Raw genomic sequence first — 24,343 nt, 5'->3', positions numbered from 1 at the left:
GGACAGCCGGCCGGCGAGCGGGCCGGCCGGGCCCGGGCGCGGGGCGGGGGCGCACCGGCCGCCGGCACGCTCCGCGCACGCCAGCTCTACCATGCGCCACCGCATGGACTAACCGTGCGTTACCGTGCATCCATGCCACAACGACGGGGGGGCCGGGGCCGGTTGACGGCCGAGGACTGGGCGGAGGCGGCGCTGGGCGCGCTGCGCGAGGGCGGCGGGCTGGCCGCCATCGCGATCGAGCCGCTGGCGGCGCGGATGGGGACGACCAAGGGCAGCTTCTACTGGCACTTCGCCAACCGGGAGGCGCTGATCGACGCGGCGCTGACGCGCTGGGAGCGGCAGCGCGCCGATGAGGTCGCCGCGGCGCCGAGCCGGCGGCGGGAGCCGGTGGCGCGGCTCACCGAGCTGCTCCGCTCGGCCACGGAGACCATGCTGAACGACCCGGCCGAGCTGAGCCTGTACGGCGACGCGGCGCACCCCCGGGTGGCGGCCGCGCTGCGCCGGGTCACCGCCCGTCGGCTGGAGTATCTGACCGAGTTATTCCGGGAGTTGGGGCTCACCGAGGCCGAGGCCCGCTACCGCGGCCTCCAGGTGTACGCCGGCTGTCTGGGGCGCGCCCAGCTCGCGCGGGCCGTGCCCGGGCTGCTGCCGCGCGGCGAGGACGACCGCCGCTATCTGGACTCGGTGCTGGCCTCGCTGGTGGCGCACTGACGCGCGCGGCGGGCCGCACAGTCCGTGAAGGGGGTCGGCTCCGGGACAGGACCCCTGATTTTCCCGCCCCGGAGCCTTCTCGTGTCCCCCACGAGGCCGCTCGCACTCGGCCGCTGGCGCGGGTTCCCCGGCGCTCGGCGGTCAAACACGGCCGTGTCGGCGCGCCCCCGGCGGGTACCCGGGGGTCTCCCCAGGCAAGGAGGCACAGCCATGCAGCAACGGGGCAGCGATCGACTCAACGTCCACCGGGACGATGTCATGAAGCACGAACTCCAGGGCATGCTGCGCGGTGACCACCCCACCAGGGCCGAGGACTGGCACGATCCGGAGCCGTCCGCCGAGGACGATCCGGCGCTGACCCGCGGCCCGGTGCCGCCGTACGGCGGGGCAGGCACGGAGGAGCAGGAGAAGGAGGAGTTCCGCTCGGAGCTCGCCCGCCATCTGCGCGTCGGCGTGTACCCGGCGCACCGGGACGAGCTGCTGGACGTCCTGGCCGAGGAGAACGCCCCGGACCACCTGATGGAGGCGGTGCGGCGGCTGCCCGCCGACCGTTCCTTCGCCAACGTCCAGGAGGTGGTCACGGTGCTGGGCCGCAAGCCCAGCGCCTGACACCCCCGGATCAGGCCGGCCGGACCAGGGCATGGCCGCGGTCGAGCAGCCGCGGCAGGCAGTGGCGCGGCGCGGCGACCGTCTGGACGCGGTCGCCGGCGCGGCCGGTTGAGGGCGAGGAGGCCGACGCACGGCCGCGTTGACACCCACGAGCCGTATACGTTTGACTGAGTCAATGAACGAGATCGTGGCACGGCTCCGGGCGTTCAACCGCGACTACACCCGGCTCATCGGCGCCCTGGACTACGAACACCGCCTCGGCACCCCGCACTCGCTGCCCGAGGCCCGCGTCCTGTACGAACTCGCCCGCCGCGAGCGGACCCCCGTGACCACGCTGCGGCAGGACCTCGACATGGACCCGGGGCAGCTCAGCCGCCTGCTGACCCGCGCCGAGCAGGCGGGGCTGGTGCGCCGCGAGCGGGACCCCGACGACTCACGGCGCCAGTTGGTCCGCCCCACCGGCGCCGGCCGCGCGGCCGCCGACCTGCTGGACACCCGGTCCACGGCGGCGACCGCGGCGCTGGTCGAGAAGCTGTCCCCGGCCGAACGCGCCCACCTGGACGCGGCGTTGCGCACGGTGTCGCGGCTGCTGGGCCTGACCGCGCGCCCGGAGACGTTCCGGCTGCGGGCGCCGGGGCCGGGCGACCTCGGCTGGGTGATCCAGCGCCACGGCGCCCTCTACACCGCCGAGTACGGCTGGAACGCGGCCTTCGAGGCGCTCGTCGCGGAGGTCGTCGCGCGCTACGCCGCCGACCACGACCCCGCCCGGGAGGGCGCCTGGATCGCGGAGCACGACGGCGAGCCGGTGGGCAGCGTCTTCTGCGTCGCCGAGCCCGGCGACCCGGGAACGGCCCGGCTGCGGCTGCTCCTGGTCGAACCGCACGCCCGGGGCCTGGGCGCCGGCCGGGCGCTGGTCGCCCGGTGCGTGGACTTCGCCCGCGAGACGGGCCACCGCCGCCTGGTGCTGTGGACGAACGACGTCCTCACCAGCGCCCGCCGCATCTACGAGGCCGCGGGCTTCGTGCTGACGCGGACGCGGCCGCACGAGATGTTCGGCCGCCCGGAGACCGGCCAGGAGTGGGAGCTGGACCTGACCTGACGCGGCGGGGTCCGGCCCCGCCGCGCCGCCCGGCCGGACGCCGTCAGGCGCCGCGCTGCGTCGGCAGCGCCGCCTCCGTGCGCGAGAGGATCTCCGTCACCTGGAGCCCGAACCGCACGTCGCACGGGTGCGCCTCGCCCGTCGCGACCGACTCCAGCAGCGCGTCGAACGCCCGCATGAACGGCCGCACCGCGCCGCCGTCGCCGCGTTCGGGAAGCGTCGTTATGCCCGCGCTGCCCCGCAGTTCGGCCGTCACCGACGACGCCTGCGGCGGCACCGTGTGCGTCAGCGTCATCGAGCTGGAGGCGCCCGACGCGTGCCGCAGCGCCACATGCACCATGTCGCCGGGCCCGTGCGCCGCCGTCACGCCGGTCACCTCGCCCAGCGGCGGCAGCAGCAGCGACAGCGCGTGCGGCCCCACGTCCCACAGCGCGCCGCGCTCCTTGCGCCACACCGAGTGCGAGTAGGGCGTGTCCGCCCCGCCGAAGACCGGCGAGAACCAGTCCGCGCGGCCCGTCACCCAGCCGTCGGTGGCGCTCTGCGCCGCCACCCACGCCGCCGTCTCCGGGGCGAACCGCAGGGTGAAGAAGACCACCGAGGCCACCCCCGCCGCCGCCACCGCGTCCGCCAGCTCACGGGCGGCCGGCACCGAGGTCGCGACCGGCTTGTCCAGCAGCAGATGACAGCCCGCCGCCGCGGCCCGCGCCGCCAGCGGCGCCTGCACGTCCGGCGGCAGCGCGAACGCCACGGCCTCGCAGTCGGCGAACAGCGCGTCGGCGCCGTCGTAGGCCCGGGTGCCCAGCTCCTCGGCCAGCTCCCCCGCCGCCTCCGGCCGCCGGCCCCAGACGCCCACCAGCTCGGCCTCCGGGTGCTCCGCCAGGGCCGGCCCCTGGGTCCGCCGAGCCCAGGGGCCGGTACCGACCAGACCGATTCTCATAGTTCGGGCCTCTCTCGTTTCCACGGACGTGCGTCGGCGCCCACCCTAAGGGGACGGCCGAAACATGGTTCACATCGCCTTAACAGGCGAGCAACTACGGGGAAACCGCAGGTCGCGAGGGTGTGGACAGCGTACGCACGCACCCGCGCAGACCTCCCGAGGAGCACGACCGTGAGCTACAAGGCCGAGTACATCTGGATCGACGGCACCGAGCCGACCGCCAAGCTGCGGTCCAAGACCAAGATCGTTGAAGATGGTGCCGAGCCGCCGGTCTGGGGCTTCGACGGGTCCAGCACGAACCAGGCCGAGGGCCACTCCTCCGACTGTGTGCTCAAGCCGGTCGCCTCCTACGCCGACCCGATCCGCGGCGGCGACCACCGCCTGGTCCTGTGCGAGGTCTACAACGCCGACGACACCCCGCACTCGTCCAACACCCGCGCGCTGCTGCGTCCCGTCGCGGAGCGGTTCGCCGCCCAGGAGCCGATCTTCGGCATCGAGCAGGAGTACACGTTCTTCAAGGGCTCCCGCCCGCTCGGCTTCCCCGAGAACGGCTTCCCCGCGCCGCAGGGCGGCTACTACTGCGGCGTCGGCGCCGACGAGATCTACGGCCGTGACGTCGTCGAGGCCCACCTGGAGAACTGCCTGAAGGCCGGCCTCGGCCTCTCCGGCATCAACGCCGAGGTCATGCCCGGCCAGTGGGAGTTCCAGGTCGGCCCGCTGTCCCCGCTGGAGGTCTCCGACCAGCTCTGGGTCGCCCGCTGGCTGCTCTACCGCACCGCCGAGGACTTCGGCATCTCCGCCACCCTCGACCCCAAGCCCGCCAAGGGCGACTGGAACGGCGCCGGCGCGCACACCAACTTCTCCACCAAGGCGATGCGCGAGGGCTACGACGCGATCATCGCCGCCTGCGACTCCCTCGGCAAGGAGGGCAAGCCGCTGGAGCACGTGCGCAACTACGGCGTCGGCGTCGAGGACCGCCTCACCGGCGCCCACGAGACCGCCCCCTGGGACCAGTACAGCTACGGCGTCTCCAACCGCGGCGCCTCGGTCCGCATCCCGTGGCAGGTCGAGCGGGACAAGAAGGGCTACATCGAGGACCGCCGCCCCAACGCCAACTGCGACCCCTACGTGGTGACCCGCCTCCTGGTGGACACCGTCTGCACCGAGCTGGAGCAGGCCGGGCTGGTCTGAGGCCACCCGCCCGCTCCGCGCACGAAAGCGTCTCCCCGGCCGCTGCTGGCAGCTCGGCCGCGGTTCCGGGGAGGCTCCACGGGCGCCCGCCATCGGCGGGCGCCTTTGGTGTACCTGGCTACACCGCCCCTCCGGGCGGCCCACCCCCGTGACGCCCGCCCGCGACAGGCAGCAGACTGTAACGAGTACACAGCGCAGGCAGGACAGGAAGGCACGAGGAATGAACGGGCAACGCGTACGGGACGCCTTGAAGGCGGGCGCGCAGGGCTTGCTGCTCTCGCTGCTCTCGGTGGGTGTCTCCCTGCTGCTGTTCGTGCTCTTCGTGGTCTCGCTGGCGTTCGTGCTGCTGGGCCTGGGCCTGTTCACCACCCCGGTGATCGTCGACGCGATCCGCGCCCACGCCAACCAGCGCCGCATGTTCGCCCGGGACTGGTACGGCATCAGCATCCACGCCGGCTACCGCCCGCTGCACGGCGGCCCCCGCCCCGGCCTGGCCGGGCAGGTCGAGCGCACCGTGCACATGCTCAAGGACCCGGCCACCTGGCGCGACGCGGGCTGGCTCCTCGTCGACGCCGTCGCCGGCTTCATCCTGGCGCTGCTGCCCTGGACCCTGCTCGGCTATGCCCTCTACGGCCTGGTCCTGGTGGCCGGCGTCTGGCGGCCCATCGTCGACGCCGGGGGCACGTTCTGGTTCGCGTTCGTGCCGATCAGCTCGTGGTTCACCGCCGTGCTGGCCGCCCTCACCGGCATCGGCCTCGGCGTGGTCGGCCTCTTCTACAACCCGCTGCTGATCCGCGGCCACTTCTACCTCACCCGCGCCCTCATCGGCGCCTCCGAGAAGCGGCTGCTGGCCCAGCGCGTGGCCCGGCTGACCGAGACCCGGCACGACGCGCTGGACAACTCCGCCGCCGAGCTGCGCCGCATCGAACGCGACCTGCACGACGGCGCGCAGGCCCGGCTCGTCGCGATGGGCATGAGCCTGGGCACCATCGAGGCACTGATCGAGAAGGACCCGGAGCAGGCCAAGCGGCTGCTCGCGCAGGCCCGGGAGAACTCGGCCGAGGCGCTGTCCGAGCTGCGCGACCTGGTGCGCGGGATCCACCCGCCGGTGCTGGCCGAGCGCGGCCTCGGCGACGCCGCCCGCGCCCTGGCGCTGCGCACGCAGCTCCCGGTGGAGGTCGACGTCGAGCTGCCGGGCCGGCTGGAGGAGCCGGTGGAGTCGGCCGCGTACTTCGCGATCAGCGAGGTCCTGACCAACGCCGCCAAGCACGCCGAGGCCGAACGCGCCTGGCTGGACATCTACTACAGCCGCAAGGACCAGACGCTGCGCATCGCCATCACCGACAACGGCCGCGGCGGCGCCAGCCCGGAGGGGGGCAGCGGACTGCGCGGGCTGGAGCGCCGGCTCGGCGCGTTCGACGGCGTGCTGGCCCTCAGCAGCCCCGTCGGCGGCCCCACGCTGGTCACCATCGAAATCCCCTGCGCGCTGACCGAGCCGGGCCGCCGCACCACCCTCCGCTGAGCCGCCGGTCAGCCGGACTCCGCCTGCCCGTTACCTGACCGCACTCGAACGTCATTACGCTGTCGCTCCATCGAGCTCAAGGACGGCTTCGCGGACAACCTCGGCCGCGGCCCCGACGAACTCGACGCGCTGATCAACGAGATCCTGGGCAACGCGGTCTACCGCCCGGCCGAACTGGCCGCCGGCCACGCCGACCTGGACACGGCCGTGCGGGCGGAGGACTTCCCCTCCCGGGAGGAGCTGGCTGGCAGGTTCATCATTCACCTCATACCGGGCACCGTGGAGGAGGGCAACCCGTTCGACGGGCTGTGGACGGACGTGGAGTACGCCGCCCACCTGCGCGACTCGGCCGCGGCAGGCACCCCCGACCGGGCCGCCGCGTTCCCCGCCGTGCACGGCGCGGAGCCGGGCGACCCGCGCGTCGCCCGCTACGCCGACGCCTCCCTGCGGCCGTGGTTCGTGGTCTTCGACGGCGACGCCAGCACATACGTGGGCGGCGGCATCGACACGGCCTGGTACACCGACCGCCACTACCTGCTGATCATGACGGACGCCCACCGCGTGCCGCCCGCGATCCACGAGTCGAGCCCCACCGCGGCCCAGGCGCTGGTCCGCGTCCGGGAACTGGCCGGCCGGGGCGCGAGCGTGGTCAGCTCGGACTGGATCACCCTGCCCACGGTTCTGTCGACCGTCGTGCCGCGCCGTTAGGCTGGGCGCTCCACACCACTGAAACGGAGAACACCTGTGCGCGTTGTCCTCGCCGAAGATCTCTTCCTTCTTCGGGACGGTCTGGTCCGCCTCCTGGAGGCGCACGACTTCCAGATCGCGGCCGCGGTGGACAACGGGCCCGGCCTCAGCCGGGCGCTGGCCGACCTGAAGCCGGACGTCGCCATCGTCGACGTCCGGCTGCCGCCGTCGTTCACGGACGAGGGCCTCCAGTGCGCGCTCCAGGCCCGCCGCGAGCAGCCGGGGCTGCCTGTGCTGGTGCTCTCCCAGCACGTGGAGCAGCTCTACGCGCGCGAACTGCTCGCGGACGGCAACGGCGGCGTCGGCTATCTGCTGAAGGACCGCGTCTTCGACGCCGAGCAGTTCATCGACGCGGTCCGCCGGGTGGCGGCCGGCGGCACGGCCATGGACCCGCAGGTGATCCAGCAGTTGCTGGCGCAGCGCGGCGGCCACAACTCGCCGCTGGAGCGGCTGACCCCGCGCGAGCTCGAGGTCATCGAGCTGATGGCGCAGGGCCGGTCCAACGCGGCCATCGCGGAGCGCCTCGTCGTCACGGAGCGGGCCGTGGCCAAGCACACCTCCAACATCTTCACCAAGCTGGGCCTGCCGCCCTCGGACGACGACAACCGCCGGGTGCTGGCCGTGCTCACCTACCTGGAGCGCTGACCGCCCCGGCCCGGCCCGGGAGGAGCAGCGCCTCTGCGCCCACCGGGCGGTAGCCGGCCGCCCGGAACGCCCGCACGCTGCGGGCGTTGCCCGCGGCCTGCTGGGACCAGACGGGCTCGCCCGGCGGGACCAGATGGCGGGCGGCGGTGGCCAGGGCGCGGCCCAGGCCGCGGTGGCGGGCCGCCTCGTCCACCTCTATCGCCGTCTCCCAGCGGCCCGCCACGCCCCGGCCGAGCACCAGCACGCCGCCGTCCGCCGCCCAGACCCGCACATCGTCCCGGCGCCGGCGCGCCCGCTGAGCCCGGGGATGGTCCCGGTCCGTCATCTCCCGCAGTTCCAGCGAGGGTTCGCCCGGCAGCGGATCGGCCACCGTGAGCAGGTCGATGGTGTCGGTGACCCGCCCCGTGCGGTCCAGGAGCGCCGTCAGGAAACGGGGGTTCATCGCGGCGGCCAGCGCGTCGCAGTCCAGGGCCGCCAGCGTCGCGAGCACCCACTCCGGGTCCTCGTCGGTGAACACCACGGCGTGCGCGGTGAACGCGAGCACCCCCGCGTCGCGGTGATTCTCCTGCGGCACCACCGTCGTGCCGCCGTCGGGCGGCGGGAAGCGGCCGTCCGCCGCGGCCTCCACGATCTCCGACAGCGTCTGGCCCATGCCGTGCCTCTCCTCCGCCGCCGCGCCGTAACTGCTGGGCGCGGGGCTCGTTTTGTGGGTGTGTCTCCCAGCGATGTGTCTTCTCAGGACGTGCGGCCCGCCCTGGGGCTCGACCAGGCCGAGGCAGCGCTCGTCGAGCATTATCCGCGGCTGGTCCGGCTCGGATATCTGGTGCTCCCGCCCTCCCTCGGCCGCCACCGGCGGGTGCTCGGCGCGCACGCCGTTGTGCAACGGGCCCTGCCGCGCGGGAAGTCGGACGACGGCGGGCCCGTCGTGCCCTCGCCCCGGGGCGGCGACCCGGGTTACGCCTGTCTGCGGCTGCGCGTGCTGCGCGCCGCGCTGGACGCCAGCCGGCCCGGGCCCGTGCGCTGGCTGCCGCGGGCGCCCCGGCTGCTGCCGCAGGTGGTGGGGCTGAGGCTGTTCCCGCGGGCCGGCGAGTCCGACGAGGTGGTGCTGGAGCAGCAGTTGTCCGGCCTGTCGCCGGCCGGCCGCGCCGCCTACGCGCTGCGCCGCCTGGACGGGCTGGGCGACGCCGCCGTGCGGGACCTGCTGGAGGCCGCCGGGGTGTCCGAGCAGCAGTCGCGGGCGGCGGTCAAGTCGGCCGCGGACGTGTCCGTTTCGCCGTCGCTGACCGACCCCTGCCTGCTCCAGGCCCGGCCCACCGACCTGCTGCGCCGCCGCCAGTACGCGCGGACCGCGCTGATCGGCGGGGCCGCCCTCGCACTGGCCGCCGGAGCGCTGGCGTTCCTGCCCGGCGGCTGGGGCCCCGACGGCGCCGCGGCGCCGCCCTACGCGGAGAACGCCGCCGCCGAGGCCGCGCTCGATCCGGCCGGGCTGCGCCGCATCCCGGCCGATGTGTGGCGGCAGTCGTCCCGCACCGACTTCTCGGTGTGGCCCGCGCGCGGTGGCGCGCTGGACGACACCGGGCTGCTGCGCCGGGCGCTGGCGGTGTGGGCCAGGCCCGGCGATGAGGTCACGGTGTCCGCGACGGCCGGCACCCAGACGGGCCCGGCGCCGGGGCCCGCGCAGTTGCTGTACGCCGGGGAGGCGGGCGGCTCCTCGGTCGTGCTGCTGTACGACGGGCTGCGGCTGGTGCGGTACGCGGAGCCGACCGGGGCGGCGGAGGGCGGCGTGGTGCTGGACTTCGCCCGGGTGGACGGGGCCGACCTCGTCGGCGCCTCCGCGGTGGTCATCGGCCGTGGCGACGGCAACACCCGTTATCTGACGGCTCCCTGGGTGAGCGAGGCGGCGACGACCGATCTGCTCGACCCGGTCGGCGAGGCCACGCCCATCGCCGTGGACGAGCACGGCGTGACGGACGCGATCCGCACCCCGGCGGGCCGGGCCGCGAGCGGCGAGTGCACCGAGTTCCCGGTGCTGGAGGTGACTGCGCGCGGCGCGGACCTGCCGTTCGTGCTGGCCGACCTGGGCGAGCTGCCGCCCGCGCTGCTCACCTCGGGCTCCCCGGGGAACGAGCGCACCGTGGCGGCGGAGCCCGCGGCCCGGCACCGGTGGGCGCGGATCGCCTGCCAGCTTTCGGCGGCCAACGGCGGCGGGGTGCGGACGGTCAACGCCTGGGCGTTCGCCGAGCAGTCCCTGCCGGACGACGGCGGGTCCGCGGACTGGGTGTGCGCGCGTTCGGAGACCTGGCGCGGGGTGGGCACCCGGGCGCTGGCACTGTTCGTGCCGCCGGCGCACCACCAGGGCGAGCAGGGCGCGGTGACGGCGACCGCCGAGGACGGCCCGGCCTGCGGGGCGCGCGAGCCCCGCGTGCTGAGCGGGGTGTTGTGGCGCTCCCCCGCCGACGCCTGGTACCTGGTGGCGGCCGGCAGCGAGCAGGTGACCGCCATCGCGGCGACCGGCGGGGTGACCGGCCGCGAGGAGGGCCGGACGGTGGCGCTACCGGCCGAGGCGGGCGCCGAGGCCGAGCTGACGGCCGAGCTCGCGGACGGCGGCAAGCTGGCGATGCTGGGCTGACGATGCCGGGCTGAGCGGCGCGCGCCGGACCGGAACCCATCGGTGTCCGGCCACGTCGAAGCGGCATGGGCAAACGAACGTTACTGGGCATGGTGCCCGTGGTCCTGTTGCTCGCCGCCTGCGGGGAGGAGGGGGACGGTTCGCGCACTGTGCCGCCGGCCGCCGACTCCCCGCCGCCGGCCGCGGGCCAGGAGGAGCCGCAGCTCTATCAGGTGACCGCCACGGTGCTCGAATCCGGCGACCACGGCCCGCAGTTGTGCCACTCGGTGATGGAGTCGCTGCCCCCGCAGTGCGGGGGCCCGGACATCACCAACTGGGACTGGTCGGCCGTGGAGGCGGAGACCGCGAACGGTACGACGTGGGGCATGTACGCGCTGACCGGCACCTGGGACGGCGAGCGGTTCACGCTCACCGAGCCGGCCGCCGCGCCCGACCCCGGCGCGGGCGGCCCGGAGGTGGTGGAGCCGGACGACAGCGCCCCGCTGCCGGAGGATCCGGCCGGGCTCGCTCACGACGAGCTGCTTTCCATTCAGACCGAGCTGACCGAGAATTACCCGGAGATCCTGAGCTCGTGGCCGGATGAGGAGCACGGCGTTCTCCGGGCCGAAGTGGTCGCCTCGACACCCGAGTTGGAGGAGTCGCTGGAGCAGCGCTTCGGCGCCGGCGCGGTCGTGCTGACCGACTGGCTGCGGCCGGTGTCCCCCGAGGGATGAGGGACACCGGCCGCGCACCGGAGGCTGGCTAGACCCGCCAGGTGTCGTTGAGCACGATCCGTCCGCTCGTGGGGACGGTGGCGGTTCGGTTGCCGCCGCTCTCCCACGTGACGCCGGACTGGCCGTCCACGCGGCGGATGTACTTGCACTCGAACGTGGTGCCGGCGGGCAGCGTCAGCTCGGCCCGCCACACCGGGTAGTCGGCGGCGTCGAGCCGGATGGCCTGGCTCGGGTTCCAGCCGCCGAGCTGGGTCAGGTTGCCGACGACATAGATGTTCTCGCCCCACTGGGTCTGGGCGTTGACGTTGAACGAGGCGCCGGTCGCCGGATCGGGGGTGGGTTCGCCGCCGCCGTCGCAGTCGCGGGCGCCGGTGTGCAGGGCGAGCGCGGTGTTGCTGCCGAGGGTGGCGGTGAACTGGCCGGAGCCGTTGACCGTGACGCTTTGGCCGCTCTGCACGTCGCAGTAGGTGCCCGCGGCGAGCGAGGTCTGGAACGTCTGGGTCAGCGCGCCGGATTCGTGGTTGATGGCGACATAGCCCTGGCTGCCGCGGCCGAACGCGATGGCGTCGTTGCCGTTGTCCCACCAGTTCGTGACCGGCTGGCCGCGGGTGGCGTTGCGGAACGCGACCATGCTCTCGATCTCCGGCCAGGCGTGCTGGCACTTCCAGCCGTCCTGCCAGCAGGCGTTGACCTGGCCGTTGTTGGGCGGCCCGGCGTCGTGGTGGCTGAACTCGTAGCCGGAGTGGACATCGGGCGAGCCGTAGGGCCAGGCCAGCATGAAGACGTTGGCCAGGGTGTAGTTGGCGCCGCTGTTGTAGTTGAGGGTGGAGCCGTTGCGCTCGGTGTCGTGGTTGTCGACGAAGACGGCGGTGCCGCCCGAGGGCATATGGCCCCAGCCCTCGCCGAAGTTCTCCAGGTAGGCCAGGCTCTCGTTCTCGAAGACGCGCTTGAGGTCGCGGCCGTAGCGGAACTCCTGGACGTCGCCGGTGCCGCGGTACTCGTCGGGGAGGACGGCCTCGCCCGCGCCGAAGATCGCCTCCTGCTTCCAGTAGACGTTCGGGTTGGTCAGGCGGGACTTGATGTTGGCCAGGTCGGCGGCCGGGATGTGCTTGACGGCGTCGATGCGGAAGCCGGCCACGCCCATCGAGAGCAGGTCGTTCATGTAGTCGGCGATGCGCTGGCGGACGTAGTCCTTGCCGGTGTTGAGGTCGGCCAGGCCGACCAGCTCGCAGTTCTGGACGTTGTACCGGTCGCCGTAGTTGTTCCCAATCTCGCGGCGGCAGGTGTTGAAGTCCCCGTCGCTGTAAGGGGCGTCGGGGTAGTTGTACTTGGTGTAGGCCGAGCCGCCGGTGCCGGTGCCGGAGCCGGCCGTCATGTGGTTGATCACCGCGTCGACGACGACGCCGACGCCCGCGTTCCGGCAGGTGGTGACCATGGTCTGGAACTGGGCCCGGTTGCCCAGGCGGCTGTCGATCCGGTAGCTGACCGGCTGGTAGTTGGTCCACCACTGACCGCCCTGGATCTGCTCCTGGGGCGGGGAGACCTGGACGTAGCCGTACCCGGCGGGGCCGAGGCGCTGGGTGCACTCCCGGGCGATGGAGTCGAAGTTCCAGTTGAACAGGACGGCGGTGACGTCCCTGGTGCCGGGCGGGGCGGCCTGGGCCGCGGGCGCGGTGGCGGTGAGGGAGAGGACGGTGGCCGCGACGGTCACCAGTCCCGCGAGGAACGCGCTGCCGAGCCTCCGCACTCTTCGGATCCCGTGTCTTCCTTGACGACGAGCGGACAAAACGCCTCCTGGAGAGGTGGGGGGTGCGGCCGGTGAGAGGCAACGCGCCATGCCCGCAAGGCCGACGAGCCTGAGCCGATTCTTGCTGCAAACTCTTGCACGGGAGACCGTAGAGCGACTCGGGAGTCGGGTCAATCCTTTGCGCACGTCCGGGAAATATCCGCGTGACCAAGCCCGCAAGCTCTTACGCAAGAGCTTGCGGACTGCTAGCTTGCGGACAGCCCCCCGGCCGGTCGAGGGTCCATCCGGCCCCACGCGCCCGGCCGGCCGGGGGATGCGTTCAGCGCGCCTGGGCGGTCGAGCCGCGGACCACGAGCTCGGGCTGGAAGACGAACTCGGTGTGCTGGACGGGGTTCCCGTTGATCTCCTCCAGCAGGGAGTTGACCGCGGCGCTGGCCATCGGGCGCACCGGCTGGCGCAGGGTCGTCAGCGGCGGGTCGGTGAACGCGAACAGGTCGGAGTCGTCGTAGCCCACCACCGAGACGTCGCGCGGCACCTCCAGTCCCCGCTGCCGCGCGGCCCGGACCGCCCCCAGGGCCATCATGTCGCTGCCACAGACAATGCCGGTGCAGCCGGCGTCCAGCAGCGCGGAGGTGGCTGCCTGGCCGCCCTCCACGCTGAACAGCGAGTGCTGCACCACGCCCTGGCCGGCCGTCTCGTCCAGGAAGCCGGCCACCTTGCGCTGCACCGGCACGAACCGCTCCGGGCCCACGGCCAGGCCGATCCGCCGGTGACCCAGCGCGCGCAGGTGCTGGACCGCGATGCGGGTCGCGGCGCCGTCGTCGGGCGAGACGAACGGCGCCTTGATCGCCGGGTTGAACCCGTTGATCAGCACGAACGGCACGCCGCGCCCGGTCAGCCGGGTGTAGCGCGCCGGGTCGGCCGAGGTGTCGGCGTGCAGCCCGGACAGGAACACGATGCCGGTGACGCCGCGTTCGACGAGCTGGTCGACCAGCTCGTCCTCGGTGGCGCCGCCCGGGCTCTGCGTGCAGAGCACGGGCGTGTAGCCGTCCCGGGCCAGCACCTGCTCGATGACCTGCGCGAAGGCCGGGAATATCGGGTTGGTCAACTCCGGTATCACCAGCCCGATCAGGCCGGCGCTGCGCTGCCGCAGCCGGACCGGCCGCTCGTAGCCGAGCACGTCCAGGGCCGCGAGCACCCGCTGCCGGGTGGCCGCGGCCACGCCCGTCTTGCCGTTGAGAACGCGGCTGACCGTCGCCTCGCTGACCTCGGCCTGCAGGGCGATGTCGGCCAGCCGCGCCGGGCCCGGCAGGACCGGGTCCGGCGCCGGCGGGACCGGGCCTGGATCACTCACGCCTGCCACCACACCGTCGTGTCGGCGGGCAGCACGGCGCCGTCCGGGCAGGGGCCGCTGGCCAGCAGCCGGTGGCCCGGTGCGGTGAGCAGGTCGGGGACGGCGACCGGGGCGTCCGTGGTGTTGACCACGCAGACCAGCGCGGAGCCGTCCGCGGCGCGGCGCCGGAACGCCAGCACGCCGGCGGGCGCGGCCAGCCACTCCACGGCGTCGCCCGCGCCGAGCGCGGGGTGCGACCGGCGCAGGGTCAGCGCCGCCCGGTACAGCTCCAGCGTCGAGCCGGGGTCGCCGGTCTGCTCGGCGACGGACAGCTTGCCCCACACGGCCGGCTGCGGCAGCCAGCTTCCGCCGTCGCCGAAGCCGTAGGAGGCGCCCTGCGCGGTCCACGGGATCGGCACCCGGCAGCCGTCGCGCAGGCCGTCCTGGCCCTCGGAGCCGGAACCGCCCACGCCGCGCCGGAAGAACGCCGGGTCCTGGCGGACGTCGTCGGGCAGGTCGGTGACCTCGGGCAGGCCGAGCTCCTCGCCCTGGTAGACGTAGGCGGAGCCGGGCAGCGCCAGCATCAGCAGGGTCGCGGCGCGGGCCCGTTCGATCCCGCCGCCGAGCCGGGTGCGGTGGCGCACCACGTCGTGGTTGGACAGCACCCAGGTGGTGGGCGCGCCAACGGGCCGCATCGAGTCCAGCGAGGAGTCGATGACGCGGCGCAGCTCGGCGGCGTCCCACGGGGTGGTGAGGTAGTGGAAGTTGAACGCCTGGTGCAGCTCGTCGTGGCGCACGTACAGCGCCGTGCGGCCCTCGTTGGGCGTCCACGCCTCGGCGACGCCGATGCGCTGCTGTGGGTACTCGTCGAGGATCTTGCGCCAGGAGCGGTAGATCTCGTGCACGCCGTCCTGGTCGAAGAACGGCAGCACCTCGGTGCCGAGCAGCTTCAACTGCCCGGGGTGGCCCATGTCCGGCAGGCCGGCCGCCTTGACCAGGCCGTGCGCGACGTCGATGCGGAAGCCGTCGACGCCCATGTCCAGCCAGAACCGCAGCAGCGAGCGGAACTCGTCGTGCACCGCGCCGTTGTCCCAGTTCAGGTCGGGCTGTTCGGGGGCGAACAGGTGCAGGTACCACTCGCCGGGGGTGCCGTCCGGGTTCTCGGTGCGGGTCCAGGCCGGGCCGCCGAAGATGGACTCCCAGTCGTTGGGCGGCAGTTCGCCCGTCTCGCCCTTGCCGGGGCGGAAGTGGTAACGGTCGCGCAGCGGCGAGCCGGGCCCGTCGCGCAACGCCCGCTGGAACCATTCGTGCTGGTCGGAGGAGTGGTTGGGCACGATGTCCACGATGACGCGCAGGCCCAGGTCGTGGGCGTCGCGGATCAGCGCGTCGGCGTCGTGCAGGTCGCCGAACATCGGGTCGATGGCGCGGTAGTCGGCCACGTCGTATCCGGCGTCGGCCTGCGGGGAGGCGTAGAAGGGGCTCAGCCAGACGGCGTCGACACCCAGGTCGGCGAGGTAGGGCAGCCGGCTGCGTATGCCGGCGAGGTCGCCCATGCCGTCGCCGTTGCCGTCGGCGAACGACCGCGGATAGACCTGGTAGATGACCGCGTCGCGCCACCACTCCGGCCGGCTGCGGGGGGCACTGGTGGGGTCGCTGGTCGGCTGGGCGCGGTCAGCGAGGTGCTGAGTCATGTCATCCCTGAAGAGGTCGCGTGGAGGTCAGGTCAGGTCGGTGCTGGTCGGGTCAGGCCTTGGTGGCCCCGGCCGTGAGTCCGGACTGGAGATGGCGCTGGGCGTACCCGAAGACGAGCGTGGCGGGCACGGCGATCAGCACGGCCGCGGCCGTCATCAGATGCCAGTCCTGGGTGTGCTGGTTGACGAACGTCTGGAGACCGCCGGCCAGCGTGAGGTTCTGCTCGCCGGTCATGAACGCGGTCGCGTAGGCGACCTCGGCCCAGGCGGTGACGAAGGTGTAGAACCCGGTGACCGCCAGGCCCGGCCGGGCCAGCGGCATGATCAGCCGCCAGAACGTGCCGAACGGGTTGAGCCCGTCGACCCGGCCCGACTCGTCGATGGAGACGGGGATGGTGTCGAAGAAGCCCTTCATCATCCAGGCGCAGAACGGCACCGCGATCGTCAGATACGTGATGACCAGCGCCACCGGCTGGTTGAGCAGCCCGTAGCGGGACATGAGGTTGTACAGCGGCACGATGAGCACGGCCATCGGGAACATCTGCGTGATCAGCAGGGTCCACATCAGCGGGCGCATGCCCGGGAAGCGGAAGCGGCTGAGCGCGTAGCCGGTGGTGGCCGAGATGAGCACGCCGATGACCGTGGTCAGCACCACGATCAGCACCGAGTTGCCGAACCAGGTCAGGAACTCGGTGTCGTTGAGCACGTGGTCGTAGTTGTCCAGCGTGAAGTTGGAGAACAGGGACCGAGTGAAGGTGTCCGTCTTCGGCTTGAAGGACGTGACCAGCAGCCAGAACGGCGGAAAAACCGCGATCAGGGCCGCGAGCAGCAGCGTCGCGTGCAGGCCGATGGAGGCCGCGCGGCTGCGTTCGCCGCGCCGGCGGACCCGCCTGGGCCGCCCGCCCCCTCCGCCGGCGCGGCTGCCGCCGGGCGCCGCCTGCGGTGTCGTCGCACGCGGGGCGGACCGGGCGCCGGGTCCGTTGACCGGTGTCGTCTCGGTGCTCATCGTCACCACACCTCTCCCTGCCGGCGCAGCACCCTGCGGTAGGCGATCGCGAAGAGGACCAGGAGCAGCAGGATCAGCACGCCCCAGGCCGCGGAGTTGGCGAAGTCCCGGGGGCTGGCCACGAACGCCAGCCGGAACGCCTCGGTCACCAGGATGTCGGTGGAGCCGGCCGGGCCGCCGCGGGTCAGCAGGAAGATGACCGGGAACATGTTGAAGGTCCAGATGGTGCTGAGCAGCACCACGGTCATGGAGACCGAACGGACCCCGGGCAGCGTGATGTTGGTGAAGCGCTGCCAGGCGTTCGCGCCGTCCATCTCGGCCGCCTCGTACTGCTCGGCGGGGATGGACTGGAGCGCGCCGAGCATGGCGACGAGCATGAACGGCACGCCGAGCCAGACGTTCACGGCGATGACCGCGACCTTGGCCCAAGTGGGGTCGTCCAGCCAGGCGATGCCCTCGATCCCGCCGCCCTCCAGCAGGCTGTTGAGCAGGCCGTTGCGCTCGTTGTAGAGCATCCGCCAGGCGAACACGGAGACGAACGCCGGGATCGCCCAGGGCAGGATCAGCGCCATGCGGTAGACGGCGCGGCCGCGGAAGGAGCGGTTGAGCATGTTGGCCAGGCCGAGCCCGATGAGGAAGGTGATGGCCACGCAGGAGACCGTCCACACGACGGTCCAGCCCAGCCGCTCCCGGAAGGTGTCGTCCTGGAGGATGTCGATGTAGTTGTCCAGGCCGACGAACTCGTAGGTGGCGGGGATCTCGTTGACGCCGATCGTGCGCGCGACGTTGGACTCGTCGGCGTCGGTGAGCGACAGATAGACACCGCGGACCAGCGGCCAGCCGATGATCGCGGCGATCACCAGGACCACCGGGGTGATCATCGCCCAGGCGTACCAGTACGTGGCCAGCTTGCGGCGCAGCCGTCCGGGGGCGCGGCCGGACCCGCGGCGCGGGCCGTGACAGGGGAGTTCACAGCGTCAGCCATTGGGTCGTGACCCCGCTCACTGCCAGTCTTCGAGGAGTTCACGGTAGGCGTCCCCGGTGTCGGCGGCGGCCTCCTCGGGCGACGCGGAGCCGGTCAGCATGGCCTCGATGGAGATCCGCAGCGGCTCGAACAGCGACTGGGCCTCGGGGATCCAGGGGCGCTCGTGGGCGACATCCACGGCCGGCGCGAAGAAGGAGACCATCTCGTTCTCCTGGACGCTGGGCTCCAGGTAGACGGAGTCGCGGGTCGGCAGCAGGCTCAGCTCCTCGGTGATGCGCTGCTGCGTCTCGGCCGAGCTCATGTACTTGACGAACTCGAAGGACGCGTCGGCGTCCGGGGTGCCGGCGTAGACGCCGTAGTTCCAGCCGCCGAGCGGCGCGCCCTGCGCCGAGCCGCCGGCCGGGACGGGCGCGACGCCCAGGTCCTCGCCAAGGGCGGCGGTGGCGTCGGCGATGGCCCACGGGCCGTTGATCATCATGGCGACATCGCCGTTCGCGAAGGAGGACATCATGTTCTCCCAGCCCTCGCTGGTGTCGGTGATCGCGGCATCGGAGTCGATGAGGCCCTGCATCTGCTCGAACGCGGCCACGCCGGCCTCGTTGTCGACGGTGACCTCCTGGGCCTCGGCGTCGACCAGGTCGCCGCCCTCGCCGTACAGGAACGGCAGGAACCAGTAGGGGTCGTCGCCGCGGACGTACAGCGGCGTGGTGCCGGCGTCCTCGAAGGCGGCGGTCGATTCCTCGATCTCGGCCAGCGAGGTGGGCACCTCGACGCCGGCGTCGGCGAGCAGGGACTTGTTGTAGAAGAGGGCCAGGGTGTCGGTCACCTGGGGCACGGCGTAGGTCTGGCCGTCGTACTGGGTGCTGGCCCACGCCTCGTCCAGGAAGTCCTCCTGGTTGTCCAGCGCGGCGGTGTCGTCCAGCGGGTAGAGGTAACCGAGGCTGGCGAAGTCGGCCACCCAGGCGACCTCGGTGCGCATGACGTCCGGGGCCTCGTTGGCGCCGGCGGCGTTCTTGAAACGGTTCTGCGCGTCGTCGAAACCTATGTTCACGTATTCGACGGTGACGCCCGGGTGCAGCTCCTCGAACTCCTTGGCGACGGCCTCGAAGACCTCCGCCTCGGTCTCGTTGGAGGTGTCCCAGTAGGTGACCGTGCCGGTGAGCTCACCGCTCTCCGACCCCCCGCCGCCGCTGCCGCCCTCGTCATCGCCGTCGCTGCCGCAAGCCGTTGCCGCAAGAGCCAGGGCCGCAACGACGGCCGTCGTCCCTATGCTGCGCCGCATGTGAACTCCTTCAAGCGTTACGCCCGATTTGGGTGGCCAATTCCACCCTGTGCGTCGCGCCTCTGCGGCGCCGGGCTGTCGAGGAACGTAACAGCGGTGCAAGAGATTGGAAAGACCTTGCGGCAAATTTCTGCAAGGCCGAGATCGGAGGGGCCCTGGGGACGCGGGGGGCGCTCGGGGGCCCGCGGTGGGGAGTGCGGCGCGGGCGGCCACCCAAATTCATACATTCCGGTACAGCAGTCCCCTCCGCGGTGGGCGCCGGGAGCGACGACCGGTACAGTCCCGAACTGTGACCGCACGGCTAGCTGACATCGCAGCCCAGGCGGGGGTCAGCGAAGCGACCGTCAGCCGTGTGCTGAACGGCAAGCCCGGAGTCGCCTCCGCCACCCGCGAATCCGTACTGGCCGCGCTCGATCTGCTCGGCTACGAACGGCCGGCGCGGCTCCAGAAGCGCAGCGCCGGGCTGGTGGGGCTGATCACCCCCGAGCTGGAGAACCCGATCTTCCCCGCCTTCGCGCAGGTGATCTGCCAGGCGCTGACCCGGCAGGGCTACACGCCGGTGCTGGCGACCCAGACGCCCGGCGGCTCCACGGAGGACGAGCTGACGGGGATGCTGGTCGAGCGGGGCGTGGCGGGGATCATCTTCATCTCCGGCCTGCACGCGGACACCAGCGCCGACACGGAGCGGTACGAGCGGCTGCGCGGGAACGGCGTGCCGTTCGTTCTCATCAACGGCTTCTCGCCCAAGGTGCGCGCGCCGTTCGTCTCCCCGGACGACCGGGCGGCGATGCGGCTGGCCATCACGCATCTGGCCTCGCTGGGCCACCGTCGGATCGGCCTGGCGCTGGGCCCGGCGCGGTTCGTTCCGGTGCAGCGGAAGATCGAGGGCTTCCTGCGCGGGATGGAGGAGGAGCTCGGGGTGACGGCCGCGGAGGCGCAGCGGCAGATCGAGCACTCCCTCTACACGCTGGAGGGCGGCCAGGCGGCGGCGAACGCGCTGCTGGCCCGGGACTGCACGGCGGTGATATGCGCCAGCGACATGATGGCCCTGGGCGCGATCCGCGCCGCGCGGCAGCGCGGGCTGTCCGTGCCGGAGGACTGCTCGGTCATCGGCTTCGACGACTCCCCGCTGATCGCGTTCACGGACCCGCCCCTGACAACGATCCGCCAGCCGGTCCCCGCGATGGGCCAGGCGGCGGTCCGGGCCCTCCTCGAAGAGGTGGGCGGAACACCGGCTCCGCACAGCGAGTTCGTTTTCATGCCTGAATTGGTGGTCCGCGGGTCGACCGCGACCGCGCCGGTGATACAGCAGGCATGACGCCCCCCGCGCTCCCGGGGGTCCGGGGGTCGCCCCCCGGGGAATGGAGCCAGCAGGCATGACGACCCCCGCGCTCCCGGGGGTCCGGGGGTCGCCCTCCGGGGAATGGAGCCAGCAGGCATGACGCCCCCAGCCCCTACGGGCAGTGTCCGACCCCCGGAGTAGGTGGTGGGCTGAAGACCAGACCGGAGGATGATCGGGGGAGTGTCGGCTCTCTGGCAGACTGTGGGCCCATGGGGGCAACCGGCGTCAGTGCGAAAGATGAGCGAGTGGAACCGGCAGAGGTCGTCACCGATCAGGAAGAGACCGCCGCCGCCCCCGCACCGCGGCGCTGGAGTTCGCTTCGGGTGGCCCGTCGGCCGCGGCTCTGGTTCGAGCTGCTGCTCATCGCCATCAGCTACGGCACCTACTCGCTGATCCGCAACGCCGCCCCCGACCAGGTGGCGGAGGCCCAGAGCAACGCGCGCTGGATCTGGGACGTGCAGGACTCGCTCGGCCTGGCCTTCGAGCGCGGGATCAACCACGCCGCCGAGAGCGTCACGTGGCTGATCGTGGCGATGAACTACTACTACGCCACCCTGCACTTCATCGTGACCATCGTCGTGCTCGTGTGGCTCTTCCGCAGCCACCCCGGGCGGTACGGCGCGACGCGGCTCGTGCTGTTCGCCACCACCGGCGTCGCCCTCCTCGGGTATTACTTCTACCCGCTCGCCCCGCCCCGGCTGATGGAGGGCATGGACTTCATCGACACGGCCACCGTGCACCACACGTGGGGCTCGCTGTCCGCCGAGGGAACGGCCATGGCCTCGGTGTCCAACCAGTACGCCGCCATGCCCTCGATGCACATCGGCTGGTCCCTGTGGTGCGGCATCACGATCCTCGTGCTCGCCAGGCCGCTGTGGCTCAAGATCCTCGGCGCGCTCTACCCGGTCGTGACCCTGCTGGTGATCGTCGCGACGGCGAACCACTTCTGGCTGGACGCGGTCGGCGGCATGATCTGCCTCGCGTTCGGCTACGCCGTGGCCCGCCTCTGGTACGGCGCGTTCTGCTACCGGATGCCCCGCCGGATCCCGCCCACCGTTCCGGACACCGGGAACGCCGGGAAAGCCCGGAACGCCGGGGCTCAGCCCTCGTAGAAGAGCCGGTCCACCACGGCCCGCGCGCGCCGCGTGGTGCGCCGGTAGTCGTCCAGCATCCGGCCGACCGCGCCCGGCTCGTAGCCCAGGTAACGGGCGACCGCCGCCGATTCGCGCGCGTCCGTGGGGAAGGTGTCCAGCGGCCGGCCGCGCACCAGCATCACGGCGTTGCGCACGCGCGAGGCCAGCACCCACGCCTCGTCCAGCACCTCCGCGTCGGCCGGGTCGAGCAGCCCGCACTCCGCCGCGGCGGCCAGCGCCCGCCGGGTGCGGGTGGTGCGCAGGGCCGGCTCGGCGTGGGCGTGCCGCATCTGGAGGAGCTGCACCGTCCACTCGATGTCGCTCAGCCCGCCGCGGCCCAGCTTGGTGTGCGTGGTGGGGTCGGCGCCGCGCGGCAGCCGTTCCGCCTCCATCCGGGCCTTCAGCCGCCTGATCTCGCGCACCGCGTCGTCGCCGAGACCGTCGGGCGGATAGCGCAGCGGGTCGATCAGCCCGAGGAACCGCTCCCCCAGCCCGGCGTCGCCGGCCACCGGCTCCGCGCGCAGCAGCGCCTGGCTCTCCCAGACGAGTGACCAGCGCTGGTAGTAGGCGGCGAAACTGCGGTACGAGCGGACCAGCGGGCCGCTCCTGCCCTCGGGCCGCAGATCGGTGTCGATGAGGAGCGGGGGGTCGATGCTGGGCAGTTGGAGCAGCCGGATCATCTCGTTGGCGAGGGCGAACGCGGCCTCCGCGGCGCGCTGTTCGGAAACGCCCTCGTGGGGCTCGTGGACGAAGATCACGTCGGCGTCGGAGCCATAGCTCAGCTCGTGGCCGCCGAAGCGGCCCATCGCGATGACGGCCAGCCGGGTCGGCGGCTCGTCCTCGCCGCGGGCGGCGACGGCGGCGCTCAGCGCGCCCGCGATGGTGGCGGCGTTGATGTCGGTGAGCGCGTCGCCCACCCGGTCCAGGACCGGTCCTGGTGCCTCGGCGGCGGGGGTGCCCTCGGGCGCGTAGGCGCCGACGATGTCGGCTGCTGCGGTGCGGAACAGCTCGCGGCGGCGCACCCCGCGCGCCGCGGCGACGGCCGCCTCGGGGGTGTCGGCGCGCCGGACGGCGGCCTGAATCTCCTGGTGCAGCGCGGGGCCAGGGCGGGGCCGGAGACCGGCCGGGTCGCCGAGCAGGGCGACGGCCTCGGGGGCGCGCAGCAGCAGGTCGGGGGCGAGGCGGCCGGCGGACAGGACACGGGCCAGATTCTCCGCGGCGGCGCCCTGGTCGCGCAGCAGCCGCAGGTACCAGGGGCTGGTGCCCAGGGCGTCGGAGACCTTGCGGAAGCCGAGGAGGCCGGCGTCGGGGTCGGCCGAGTCGGCGAACCGGTCCAGCAGCACCGGCAGCAGCGTCCGCTGGATGGCCGCCTTGCGGGTGACGCCGGAGGCCAGGGCGGTCAGGTGGCGCAGGGCGGACGCCGGGTCGGCGTAGCCGAGGGCGACGAGGCGCTCGGCGGCGGCGTCCTGGCCGAGCCGGGCCTGGCCGGCCTCCAGGCGGGCGACGGCGTCCAGCAGCGGGCGGTAGAACAGCTTCTCGTGCAGGCGGCGGACGCCCGCGGTGTGCCGGCGCCAGGCGGCGTTGAGCTCCTGGACGGGCTCGCCGGTGAAGCCGAGGGAGCGGCCCAGCCGGCGCAGTTCGGCGTCGTCGGTGGGCATGAGGTGGGTGCGGCGCAGCCGGTGCAACTGAATGCGGTGCTCGGCGGTGCGCAGGAAGCGGTAGGAGGCGTCCAGGGAGGCGGCGTCCTGGCGGCCGACGTAGCCGCCGGCGGCGAGCGCGGCCAGCGCGTCGAGGGTGGTGGAACGGCGCAGCTCGGGGTCGGTGCGGCCGTGCACGAGCTGGAGGAGCTGGACGGCGAACTCGACGTCGCGCAGTCCGCCGGGGCCGAGCTTGAGCTCCCGCTCGGCCTGGGCGGCGGGGAGGGACTGCTCGACGCGGCGGCGCATCTGCTGCACGTCGGGCACGAAGTTCTCCCGCTCGACGGCCTGCCAGACCAGGGGCGCGACGGCGGTGCAGTAGGCGTCGCCCAGGGCCTGGTCGCCGGCGACCGGGCGGGCCTTGAGGAGCGCCTGGAACTCCCAGGTCTTGGCCCAGCGCCGGTAGTACGCGAGGTGACTGCTGAGGGTGCGCACGAGGGGGCCGTTGCGCCCCTCGGGGCGGAGGTTGGCGTCGACGGGCCAGATGGTGCCCTCGGCGGTGGTGTCGGAGCAGACGCGCATCATGCGGCCGGCCAGCCGGGTGGCGGCCTGGAGGGCGGGGCCCTCCTCGACGCCCTCGGCGAGCTCGGCGACGAAGATGACGTCCACGTCGGAGACGTAGTTGAGCTCCCGGCCGCCGCACTTGCCCATGCCGATGACGGCGAGGCGGCACTGCGCGGCGTCCTCGGGGGCCTCGTTCCCGGCGATGCGCAGGGCGGCGCGGAGGGTGGCGGTGGCCAGGTCGGCCAGCTCGGCAGCGGTCTCGGCGAAGCCGGTGGTGCCGGTGATGTCGCGGGCGGCGATGGTCAGCAGGGCGCGGTAGTAGCGCACGCGCAGCGTGTCGGGGTCGGTGGCCGGCGCGAGCGCCGTCTCGAACTCCTCGGTGCCGGGGTGCAAGTCGGCCGTTTCGAACGCGACGAGCGCCTGCCACTCGGCGGGGTGCCGGGCGAGGTGGTCGGCCAGGCCCTCGGAGGCGCCCAGCACGGCGAGCAGCCGGTCGCGCAGCGGCTTGGCGGCCAGCAGGGTGTCCAGCAGTCGGGAACGTTCCCCCTCGGGCTGGGCCTCGGCGAGCCGGACCAGGCCGCGCAGCGCGAGGTCGGGGTCGGCGGTGGCGGCCAGGGCGTCCGCCAGCACGCCGTCGCCGCCGGCCGGCGCGAGCGCCGGCGCGTCCAGCAGCCCGGCGGCGGCGGTGGGGTCGGTGAACCCCCGGCGCAGCAGTTGTCCGTAACGGCTGTCCCTTCGCCCGCCCACCGGCACGGCTGTGGTCCCTTCTGTACGCGATGTCCCGCATAGAGGTTAAGCCTTGCCGGTGCGCGGCAGGACG

Annotated in this window: 19 protein-coding genes and 1 pseudogene; 11 read left to right on the top strand and 9 right to left on the bottom strand. The window is 73.1% G+C overall.

The window, feature by feature from the left end; translation table 11 throughout:
* Positions 1-132 precede the first annotated feature (132 nt).
* From RM590_RS18745 to RM590_RS18735, 3 genes are all read left to right on the top strand, one after another.
* Positions 133-711, top strand: coding sequence for a TetR/AcrR family transcriptional regulator (locus tag RM590_RS18745; RefSeq protein ID WP_311705764.1), 579 nt, complete (start codon positions 133-135; stop codon positions 709-711).
* Between the two features lie 210 nt (positions 712-921).
* The gene (locus RM590_RS18740; RefSeq protein ID WP_311705763.1) at positions 922-1,320 is read left to right on the top strand and encodes a DUF2795 domain-containing protein; all 399 of its coding nucleotides are present in this window, start codon (positions 922-924) and stop codon (positions 1,318-1,320) included.
* Between the two features lie 175 nt (positions 1,321-1,495).
* Positions 1,496-2,419, top strand: coding sequence for a bifunctional helix-turn-helix transcriptional regulator/GNAT family N-acetyltransferase (locus RM590_RS18735; protein WP_311705762.1), 924 nt, complete (start codon positions 1,496-1,498; stop codon positions 2,417-2,419).
* A gap of 43 nt (positions 2,420-2,462) precedes the next feature.
* Here RM590_RS18735 and RM590_RS18730 read toward each other — a convergent pair whose 3' ends face one another.
* Positions 2,463-3,356 (bottom strand): Gfo/Idh/MocA family protein, encoded by an 894-nt coding sequence (locus tag RM590_RS18730; RefSeq protein ID WP_311705761.1) that lies wholly within the window; start codon positions 3,354-3,356, stop codon positions 2,463-2,465.
* A gap of 171 nt (positions 3,357-3,527) precedes the next feature.
* Here RM590_RS18730 and glnII point away from each other — a divergent pair, with 171 nt between their 5' ends.
* From glnII to RM590_RS18710, 4 genes and pseudogenes are all read left to right on the top strand, one after another.
* Positions 3,528-4,547: a glutamine synthetase gene (gene glnII, locus RM590_RS18725; protein ID WP_311705760.1), complete on the top strand. Its 1,020-nt coding sequence runs from the start codon at positions 3,528-3,530 to the stop codon at positions 4,545-4,547.
* Positions 4,548-4,767: 220 nt separating this feature from the next.
* The gene (locus RM590_RS18720) at positions 4,768-6,069 is read left to right on the top strand and encodes a sensor histidine kinase (RefSeq protein WP_311705759.1); all 1,302 of its coding nucleotides are present in this window, start codon (positions 4,768-4,770) and stop codon (positions 6,067-6,069) included.
* Positions 6,070-6,138: 69 nt separating this feature from the next.
* Positions 6,139-6,777, top strand: a pseudogene (locus RM590_RS18715) (hypothetical protein); the annotation flags it as partial.
* A gap of 36 nt (positions 6,778-6,813) precedes the next feature.
* Positions 6,814-7,461 carry a response regulator transcription factor gene (locus tag RM590_RS18710; protein ID WP_311705758.1) on the top strand — a complete coding sequence of 216 codons (648 nt, stop codon included), beginning with the start codon at positions 6,814-6,816 and terminating at the stop codon, positions 7,459-7,461.
* Here the strand turns inward: RM590_RS18710 and RM590_RS18705 are convergent.
* A complete protein-coding gene (locus RM590_RS18705; protein ID WP_311705757.1) occupies positions 7,442-8,113 on the bottom strand; it encodes a GNAT family N-acetyltransferase in 672 nt (223 codons plus the stop codon). The genes RM590_RS18710 and RM590_RS18705 overlap by 20 nt on opposite strands.
* Before the next feature lie 75 nt (positions 8,114-8,188).
* Between RM590_RS18705 and RM590_RS18700 the strand changes: the two genes are divergently transcribed.
* Positions 8,189-10,090: a hypothetical protein gene (locus RM590_RS18700; RefSeq protein WP_311705756.1), complete on the top strand. Its 1,902-nt coding sequence runs from the start codon at positions 8,189-8,191 to the stop codon at positions 10,088-10,090.
* An 89-nt stretch (positions 10,091-10,179) separates the two neighbouring features.
* Positions 10,180-10,803 carry a hypothetical protein gene (locus RM590_RS18695; RefSeq protein ID WP_311705755.1) on the top strand — a complete coding sequence of 208 codons (624 nt, stop codon included), beginning with the start codon at positions 10,180-10,182 and terminating at the stop codon, positions 10,801-10,803.
* Between the two features lie 28 nt (positions 10,804-10,831).
* Here the strand turns inward: RM590_RS18695 and RM590_RS18690 are convergent, their stop codons facing one another.
* The 6 genes from RM590_RS18690 to RM590_RS18665 all read right to left on the bottom strand — a co-directional run bounded on the left by RM590_RS18690 (position 10,832) and on the right by RM590_RS18665 (position 18,847).
* Positions 10,832-12,550, bottom strand: coding sequence for a carbohydrate-binding module family 20 domain-containing protein (locus RM590_RS18690; protein WP_394813895.1), 1,719 nt, complete (start codon positions 12,548-12,550; stop codon positions 10,832-10,834).
* 319 nt (positions 12,551-12,869) lie between these two features.
* Complete coding sequence (locus tag RM590_RS18685) at positions 12,870-13,904, bottom strand: LacI family DNA-binding transcriptional regulator (RefSeq protein ID WP_311705754.1); 1,035 nt, start codon at positions 13,902-13,904, stop codon at positions 12,870-12,872.
* On the bottom strand, positions 13,901-15,574 hold the full coding sequence (locus RM590_RS18680) for a glycoside hydrolase family 13 protein (RefSeq protein ID WP_311705753.1): 1,674 nt from the start codon (positions 15,572-15,574) through the stop codon (positions 13,901-13,903). Before RM590_RS18680 ends, RM590_RS18685 begins: the two co-directional genes overlap by 4 nt.
* A 52-nt stretch (positions 15,575-15,626) precedes the next feature.
* Positions 15,627-16,580 carry a sugar ABC transporter permease gene (locus RM590_RS18675; protein ID WP_394813898.1) on the bottom strand — a complete coding sequence of 318 codons (954 nt, stop codon included), beginning with the start codon at positions 16,578-16,580 and terminating at the stop codon, positions 15,627-15,629.
* Positions 16,581-16,582: 2 nt separating this feature from the next.
* Positions 16,583-17,500, bottom strand: coding sequence for a carbohydrate ABC transporter permease (locus tag RM590_RS18670; protein WP_311705814.1), 918 nt, complete (start codon positions 17,498-17,500; stop codon positions 16,583-16,585).
* Positions 17,501-17,581: 81 nt separating this feature from the next.
* Positions 17,582-18,847, bottom strand: coding sequence for an extracellular solute-binding protein (locus RM590_RS18665; RefSeq protein ID WP_311705751.1), 1,266 nt, complete (start codon positions 18,845-18,847; stop codon positions 17,582-17,584).
* A gap of 289 nt (positions 18,848-19,136) precedes the next feature.
* Here RM590_RS18665 and RM590_RS18660 point away from each other — a divergent pair, with 289 nt between their 5' ends.
* Together RM590_RS18660 and RM590_RS18655 are read left to right on the top strand one after the other, a co-directional pair.
* Positions 19,137-20,165, top strand: a complete 1,029-nt coding sequence (locus RM590_RS18660) for a LacI family DNA-binding transcriptional regulator (RefSeq protein WP_311705750.1) — start codon at positions 19,137-19,139, stop codon at positions 20,163-20,165.
* 233 nt (positions 20,166-20,398) lie between these two features.
* Entirely contained in the window at positions 20,399-21,301 is a 903-nt protein-coding gene (locus RM590_RS18655; protein WP_311705749.1) for a phosphatase PAP2 family protein, read from the top strand.
* Here the strand turns inward: RM590_RS18655 and RM590_RS18650 are convergent.
* Positions 21,289-24,276 (bottom strand): bifunctional [glutamine synthetase] adenylyltransferase/[glutamine synthetase]-adenylyl-L-tyrosine phosphorylase, encoded by a 2,988-nt coding sequence (locus tag RM590_RS18650; protein WP_311705748.1) that lies wholly within the window; start codon positions 24,274-24,276, stop codon positions 21,289-21,291. The genes RM590_RS18655 and RM590_RS18650 overlap by 13 nt on opposite strands.
* Between the last annotated feature and the right edge of the window lie 67 nt (positions 24,277-24,343).

Origin of the sequence: Streptomyces litchfieldiae, from assembly GCF_031845365.1 — a bacterium.
GTDB lineage: Bacteria > Actinomycetota > Actinomycetes > Streptomycetales > Streptomycetaceae > Streptomyces > Streptomyces litchfieldiae.
The sequence above is the reverse complement of the archived record's forward strand: the minus strand, read 5'-3'. Positions and strand labels throughout refer to the sequence as shown.

What these genes read in the sequence shown, in the direction of transcription:
- RM590_RS18705 (WP_311705757.1), bottom strand. Translation starts at nt 8,113, where the DNA reads ATGGGCCAGACGCTGTCGGAGATCGTGGAGGCCGCGGCGGACGGCCGC.
- RM590_RS18740 (WP_311705763.1), top strand. Translation starts at nt 922, where the DNA reads ATGCAGCAACGGGGCAGCGATCGACTCAACGTCCACCGGGACGATGTC.
- RM590_RS18655 (WP_311705749.1), top strand. Translation starts at nt 20,399, where the DNA reads ATGGGGGCAACCGGCGTCAGTGCGAAAGATGAGCGAGTGGAACCGGCA.
- RM590_RS18665 (WP_311705751.1), bottom strand. Translation starts at nt 18,847, where the DNA reads ATGCGGCGCAGCATAGGGACGACGGCCGTCGTTGCGGCCCTGGCTCTT.
- RM590_RS18695 (WP_311705755.1), top strand. Translation starts at nt 10,180, where the DNA reads ATGGTGCCCGTGGTCCTGTTGCTCGCCGCCTGCGGGGAGGAGGGGGAC.
- RM590_RS18735 (WP_311705762.1), top strand. Translation starts at nt 1,496, where the DNA reads ATGAACGAGATCGTGGCACGGCTCCGGGCGTTCAACCGCGACTACACC.
- RM590_RS18720 (WP_311705759.1), top strand. Translation starts at nt 4,768, where the DNA reads ATGAACGGGCAACGCGTACGGGACGCCTTGAAGGCGGGCGCGCAGGGC.
- RM590_RS18675 (WP_394813898.1), bottom strand. Translation starts at nt 16,580, where the DNA reads ATGAGCACCGAGACGACACCGGTCAACGGACCCGGCGCCCGGTCCGCC.
- RM590_RS18745 (WP_311705764.1), top strand. Translation starts at nt 133, where the DNA reads ATGCCACAACGACGGGGGGGCCGGGGCCGGTTGACGGCCGAGGACTGG.
- RM590_RS18730 (WP_311705761.1), bottom strand. Translation starts at nt 3,356, where the DNA reads ATGAGAATCGGTCTGGTCGGTACCGGCCCCTGGGCTCGGCGGACCCAG.
- RM590_RS18680 (WP_311705753.1), bottom strand. Translation starts at nt 15,574, where the DNA reads ATGACTCAGCACCTCGCTGACCGCGCCCAGCCGACCAGCGACCCCACC.